This window comes from Actinomadura sp. 7K534 (assembly GCF_004348575.1).
Lineage (GTDB): Bacteria > Actinomycetota > Actinomycetes > Streptosporangiales > Streptosporangiaceae > Spirillospora > Spirillospora livida.
Window position 1 is genome coordinate 23,315 of the sequence record NZ_SMKB01000073.1, and the last position, 6,395, is coordinate 29,709.

General features: G+C 71.3%; 6 protein-coding genes. 3 read left to right on the forward strand and 3 right to left on the reverse strand.

Features of this window, described 5'->3' with window-relative positions; genetic code table 11:
- Window positions 1–32 precede the first annotated feature (32 nt).
- The 3 genes from E1266_RS16715 to E1266_RS16725 form a co-directional block, all read right to left on the reverse strand.
- A complete protein-coding gene (locus E1266_RS16715; protein WP_132047909.1) occupies window positions 33–707 on the reverse strand; it encodes a hypothetical protein in 675 nt (224 codons plus the stop codon).
- Between the two features lie 79 nt (window positions 708–786).
- Complete coding sequence (locus E1266_RS16720; protein WP_207945695.1) at window positions 787–1,173, reverse strand: hypothetical protein; 387 nt, start codon at window positions 1,171–1,173, stop codon at window positions 787–789.
- A gap of 320 nt (window positions 1,174–1,493) precedes the next feature.
- The gene (locus E1266_RS16725; protein ID WP_132047911.1) at window positions 1,494–2,201 is read right to left on the reverse strand and encodes an SMI1/KNR4 family protein; all 708 of its coding nucleotides are present in this window, start codon (window positions 2,199–2,201) and stop codon (window positions 1,494–1,496) included.
- Window positions 2,202–2,331: 130 nt separating this feature from the next.
- Here E1266_RS16725 and E1266_RS16730 point away from each other — a divergent pair, with 130 nt between their 5' ends.
- The 3 genes from E1266_RS16730 to E1266_RS39455 form a co-directional block, all read left to right on the forward strand.
- Window positions 2,332–3,327: an NAD-dependent epimerase/dehydratase family protein gene (locus tag E1266_RS16730; RefSeq protein WP_132047913.1), complete on the forward strand. Its 996-nt coding sequence runs from the start codon at window positions 2,332–2,334 to the stop codon at window positions 3,325–3,327.
- Window positions 3,328–3,396: 69 nt separating this feature from the next.
- Window positions 3,397–5,025: an alkaline phosphatase D family protein gene (locus E1266_RS16735; protein ID WP_132047915.1), complete on the forward strand. Its 1,629-nt coding sequence runs from the start codon at window positions 3,397–3,399 to the stop codon at window positions 5,023–5,025.
- Between the two features lie 421 nt (window positions 5,026–5,446).
- The coding region (locus E1266_RS39455; protein WP_243718493.1) for an NYN domain-containing protein at window positions 5,447–6,395 on the forward strand (949 nt) is incomplete at its 3' end.

Genomic DNA, 6,395 nt, shown 5'->3' on the forward strand with positions numbered 1-6,395 from the left:
CTTCGTCAGCCTTTCGATCAGTGTCCACACGGTCAGCCGAGTTCCACGAGCGCCGTCCGGAGCCGGGTGAGGAGGTCCTGGTCGGCCGGCGCCCACTCGGCCGGGAGCTCCGGCCGCGGCACCGGCCCGGGGCTCGGGGGCCCGGTCCGCGCCGGCTCGGGTTCCGGGGCCTCGGTGCGCAGCAGCGACGCCGCGGCGAGGCCGCGGACGGCGAGGAGGCAGGCGAACGCCGTCCGCCCGAGGTCCCGCGCCAGCTCCGCCGGCGTCCGCGTCCCGTCGGCGTTGAGGAGGATCTCCGCCTGGAGGCCGGTCAGGATGACGCGCTGCCGCCGGACGCGCCGGACAGGCTCCACCGGCGCGACGTCCACGGCCCCGTCCGGCCAGGCGGCGTCGAGCAGCCCGCGGCGCCGGCGCTGCTCGTGCACGAGCGTCGCCACGGTGATCCCCGGGGACGCCGCGGCCGCCGGCTCCTCGGTGAAGACCGGTTCGGCGTCCGAGCCGAGCAGGAAATAGGCGGCGTCGAACAGCGCGAGCAGCGCCGCCAGTTCGGGATCGTGCCCGCCGGCGCCGGGCGCGTGGCGGCTTTCGGCACCGGTGACGCGCCCGCGGCGGATATGTATCGCACCCTCCTCTCCGACGCGCAGCGAACCGGTGCCGCGCGCACGCTCCAGCGAACCGAGGACTTCTGGAATATCCGCCACCGTCACCCGTCCGTCATTTCGACCCCGCCACTTCGGCTCTCCGCCACTTCGGCCGTGGTACTTCGTCCCTGCCACTTCGGCAACGTCATTTCGGCCCTGTCATTTCATCGACGAGGCCCCGCATCCGCAGCCGGGCGAGCGCGAGATTCCCCTTTTCCCGGTCGAGCAGCAAATGGACGAACAGATGGCCGTCGGGATCCGCTCCGGTGAGGGCCAATAGGTGGTATCCGCCCGTACCGCAGACGATGATCTCCTCGACGTCGTCGCCGGCCGGGGTGGCGCTGAGCGCGGGCGCGGTCAGCACGGCCCGCACCACGTCGGTCGCGCCGGCGGCGTCCTCGTGCTGGTCGACGAGGTCCTCCCGGCCCGCGGCCGCGACGGCGAGCCCGCTGGCGCAGTCCACCAGCGTGACCCGCTGCGCGCCCGGGATCGTCATCATCCGCGCAAGGCAGTCGTCAATGCGCACGCCCATTCCCCCACCGAATGAGAGTTGCAGAAACTCGACCTTAGACCGAACTTTGCCCCACGCAAGGCCAACCACTTAAATCCGCACGACTCCTATCGAGCGGGACATAAATACCATCAGGTATGCCAACCGGTCAGCCCACACATAACGCTGCGCCCCGGAATACGGCCCACCCGCCTCACCCCGTTGCACGCCGCCCACAACCACCTCTCAGCGGACGGGCGCAGGCACCACATCGTTTGGCTTGCGGCGTGCTGTTGTCATGGCAGGCCGGATAACGACCCACGCCGCGAGGCAACGGAACGGGTCGGGCTTGGTGGACGCCGTCAGGAGGTGAGCCAGTCGGCGGGGAAGTCCTCGCGGAAGCGGTCCAGGGTCTCCTCGTCGCTGGCGCGGACGGAGAGCCAGCCTCCGGCGTCGCAGATGAGCAGGCCCGGGGCCGTGTAGAAGGCCTCGCCTTCCTCGCCCTCGGGGTACGACGGGAAGGGCAGCCGGGTGAAGCGGCGGTCCAACTCTTCGAAGTCCTCGAAGTCGCCGTGGTCGCACACGGGTTCGTCGGCCTGGAGCGCCTCGGAGAGGACGATCTCTATGCAGGACGTGGAGAAGGCGGCCAGCCAGCCCTCCCAGCGCTCCGCCTCCTTGTCCCCCAGGTCGGTGCGCATGCGGACGGGCGGGTCCGCCTTGTCCAGGTCGCCGAGGAGGACGCCCCACGACGCGGCCCCCTGGTTCTCCTCGCGGAAGACGAGCGCCTCCTTGCGGTCGTCCACGTAGAACTCGTCCGGGCTCAGCAGCGAGTGCATGTTGCTGTGCAGGTCGGTGCGCCGGCCGAACAGCGCGTACGCCTCGCGGAGGGCGGCGGGGAGGCGCACGCCGAGGTCCGCTTCGACCGCCGTCAGGTCGGCGTACGGGATTCCGTCGCCGGGGGCCAGCGGGGTCCGCCACGTCGCGGCGAAGCCCCGGATGTACGCCCACGCGGCCGTCCGGTCGCGCAGCGCGGCCGGGAGATCCCGGACAAGGTCGAAGGAATCGGTCACGGTCGTGAAGCTACTCCGGTTACGGGCGGGCCGTTCGGCGGTTGAACGGTTCCGTTGTACAACCGCCGAACGGTTCCGCTCTGAGCGTGCGGCCGTTCCGTACAGAACGTACAGAGGGCAGAGTTCTCCCATGAGGCTTTTGATGTTGGGCGGGACAGAGTTCGTGGGCCGCGCCACCACCGAGGACGCGCTCGCCCGGGGATGGGAGGTGACCGTCTTCCACAGGGGACGGCACGAGCCGCCCAAGGGAGTCGCGTCGCTGCACGGCGACCGAACCGCGGAAGGCGGCCTCCAAGCGCTCGACGACGGGGAATGGGACGCGGTCGTCGACACCTGGTCGAGTGCACCGTCCGCCGTGCGCGACGTCGCAAGACTCCTGGACGGACGCGTCGGACGGTACGCCTACATCTCCAGCCGTTCGGTCTACCAGTTCCCCGCGCCGGCCGGGTCCGGCGAGGAGGCCGCCGTGGTCGGCGGCTCCCCCGGCGACGGCGACGACGTCGACTACGCGACGGCCAAGCGCGGGGGAGAACTCGCAGCGACAGAGGTGTTCGGTGAGCGGGCCCTTCTGGTGCGGGCGGGACTCGTCCTCGGCCCCTACGAGAACATCGGGCGCCTGCCGTGGTGGCTGACGCGCATGGCGCGAGGCGGTGCAGTCCTGGCCCCCGGCCCACGCGACGCGGGCCTGCAGTACATCGACGCCAGGGACCTGGCCACCTGGACCTTGGACGCCATCGAGCAGGAACTCGGCGGGCCGTTCAATCTGGTCAGCCCGCCCGGCCACACGACGATGAGCGAGTTCCTCGAAACGTGCATCCAGGCGACGGGTTCCGACGCCGAGCTCGTGTGGACCTCTCCTAAGGAGATCCTCGACGCGGGCATCCAGCCGTGGACCGACCTTCCGGTCTGGCTGCCGCCCGGTGAGGCGTACGACATGATGCACCGGGGGAACGTGGCCAAGGCCCTTTCCGCGGGCTTGCGCTGCAGATCCGTGCAGGAAACGGTCACGGACACGTGGGAGTGGCTGCAGAGCATCGGAGGAAGGGCGCCGCAACGTCCCGACCGGCCGGCGGTCGGTCTCGACGCGGAGACCGAGGCGAAGTTCCTGCGCGGCCGGCCCGGATGATCCCGCGCCGCCAACCCCGGTTGCCGCTTCGGTGGACGCGGCGGGGTCCGGTCGGCTAGAGAGACTGACATGACCGCTTTGCTACTCGGCCCCCACCTCCGGCACGTGAGTCACCACACCGCGACGATCTGGGTGGAGACCGACCGGCCCTGCGAGGTCCGGGTCGTCGGCCGGGAGCACGGTGTGGACGCCGCCGCCCGGACCTTCACCGCGCACGGCCACCACTACGCCGTCGTCGAGATCGAGGGCCTCGCCGCGGGCGCGCGCGTCCCCTACGAGGTGCTGGCCGACGGCGAGACCGTCTGGCCCGAGGGCGACTCCGGGTTCCCGCCGTCCCAGATCAGGACCCTGGACCCGGCGGGCGCCCTGCGCATCTCGTTCGGCTCCTGCCGCCGCTCCCCCGGGACCGTGGAGCAGTTCGGGCACGACGCGCTCACCTCGCTCGCCGAGCGGCTCCGCGCGGGCGGCGACTCGGTCGTCTGGCCGGACGTCCTGCTCATGGTCGGCGACCAGATCTACGCCGACGAGCTGACCGACGAGATGCGCGAGTTCATCCGCGCCCACCGCGAGCCGGGAGAGCTGCCCGTCGAAGAGGTCGCGAACTACGAGGAGTACACCTACCTCTACAAGCTGGCCTGGTACGACGACCCGGCGGTGCGGTGGCTGCTGTCCACGGTCCCGACGTTCACCATCTTCGACGACCACGACATCAGGGACGACTGGAACACGTCCTACACGTGGCGCCAGCAGATGTGGTCGCAGCCCTGGTGGAAGGACCGCATCACCGGCGGGATCGGCTCGTACTGGATCTACCAGCACCTCGGCAACATGTCGCCGCAGGACCGCGCGTCCGATCCCGTCTTCAAGGCGGTGCGGACGGCGTCCGACAGCACGGGCGACGCGGGCGCCGTCCTGGACGAGTTCGCGGAGAAGGCCGACAAGGAACCGGCCAGCACGCGCTGGAGCTACGCGCACGACTGGGGCGGCGTCCGGCTGATCGTCGTGGACAGCCGCTGCTCCAGGCTCCTCACCGCCGACCGCCGCGGCATGCTCGACGACGAGGAGTTCGCCTGGCTGGACGACCAGTGCCAGGGCGGCATGGACCACCTGCTCATCGCGAGTTCCCTCCCCTACCTGCTGCCCAGGACGATCCACCACGCGGAATCGTGGAACGAGGCGGTCGCGGGCGGCGCCTGGGGCAAGACCGCGGCGAAGCTGGGGGAGAAGGTCAGGCAGGCGGCCGACCTGGAGCACTGGGCGGCCTTCGAGAGCTCGTTCCGCACCCTCGCCCACGACGTCATCGCCGTCGGACGCGGCGAACGCGGCCCGGCGCCGGCGAGCATCTCGTTCCTGTCCGGCGACATCCACTACTCGTACCTGGCGCGGGTCACCGGGCCGGGCACCGAGTCGAAGATCTCGCAGGTCGTCTGCTCGCCGCTGCGCAACCCCCTCGCCGGGGTGTTCCGCTGGGCGAACCGGCTGGCGTACGCGCGGGCGACGGGCTGGCCGTTCCGCGCGCTGGCGAAGCTCGCGAAAGTGCCCGCCACGCCGCTGCGGTGGCGGCTGACCGACGGCCCGTGGTTCGACAACGCCATCGCCACCGTCGAATTGTCAGGGCGCGACTGCGGCGTGCGCTGGGAGACCCCGAAGGACGGCGGCAGGCTCGCCGAGATGGCGCGGGCGAGAATAACCGGCTGAGCGCGCGGCGCCGTCTCGCCCGGAAAATCCCCGGCCCGCGAAATGGACAACAAATCGTGATCGATCCATCACGATTCGCGACCGGAAACCGCGGGTCGATGGCCGGGCCGGTCGCGCCGCCGCGCCCCATGCGCGGTTGAAGACCGGGTACGGGGCGTCCCGCGATTGAACCGCGAGCTGCCCCTTCCCGTAAAGATCATGGAGAACCACAGGGCCGGCCGGAAAAGGCTGGTAGCGTCCGCCGCGGCTCCCGAGATCTTTGTTACCGGGGAGTCGCCAACCGGCGGCCTGCCATGAAAGAGTGGCGAATCACCGTATTGGCCTACCGGGCTTACGTGCTTCACTACGCTATAGGCGCCCGCGGACAGTACGCCGGTTGAGCACGCTGTGAGCTCCCGTGTTTGAGGAAGGGCGGTGTCGCATGGATCGCTGCGCGCTGTTCGTAGACGCCGGCTACCTGCTGACCGACGGCGCGATGGCGGTGCACGGCACGCGCCACCGCGACACCGTCTCGTGGGACTTCGGCGGTCTCCTGCAGCTCCTGGGCAACCTCTCCCGGGAACGCACGGGCATGCCGCTGCTGCGCTGCTACTGGTACGAGGCGACCGTGGAGGGCCGCCGCTCCCCCGAGCACGACGCGCTCGCCGACCTGCCCGGCCTCAAGCTGCGGCTCGGCCGCATCCGCCCCGGCCGCCGCGAAGGCGTCGACTCCGAGATCCACCGCGACCTGATGACCCTCGCCCGCAACGGCGCGCTCACCGACGCCGTCCTGGTCAGCGCGGACGAGGACCTCGCCCAGGTCGTCGCCGACGCCCAGGACCTCGGCGTCCGCGTCACCGTGGTGCACGTCGCCGTCGACGGCAACTGGACGATCTCCCGGGTGCTGCGGCAGGAGTGCGACGACCTCATCGAGATCGGCTCCGGCCACCTCCGCCCGTACGTCAACCTGCTCACCGGCGTGGACGGCACCGCCGGCTCCTCACTCGGGACGAGCCCGCTGTCCAACGGGCACGGCTCCAACGGCCACGGCGGCGCGCTCGGCCCCCTCCAGACGACCTCGCACAACGGGCCGCCTCCGGCGTCCCCGCTCAGCCAGCCGCCGGTGCCGTCGGCGCCGTCGGTCCGCGACCTCGGCCCGGCCATGACCGGCAACGTCGGGCCGGGCGGCTCCGGCTCGGGCGGTGGAGGCACCGGCCCGATGCCGCTGCCGGGCAGCTCGGGCGGCGGCTCCTCCTACGGTTCGAGCGGGCCCTCGTACGGTTCGGGGGGCTCGTCGTACGGCTCGGGCGGGTCCTCGTACAACACCGGCGGGCACCAGGCGAACCTGCAGCCCGCCGCGACCCCGCCCGGGCCGTCCTCCACGCAGGCCC

Bases quoted from the DNA above. Each gene is read 5' to 3' on its own strand.
- E1266_RS16720 (WP_207945695.1), bottom strand. From the start codon at position 1,173: ATGGGCGTGCGCATTGACGACTGCCTTGCGCGGATGATGACGATCCCG.
- E1266_RS16735 (WP_132047915.1), top strand. From the start codon at position 3,397: ATGACCGCTTTGCTACTCGGCCCCCACCTCCGGCACGTGAGTCACCAC.
- E1266_RS16730 (WP_132047913.1), top strand. From the start codon at position 2,332: ATGAGGCTTTTGATGTTGGGCGGGACAGAGTTCGTGGGCCGCGCCACC.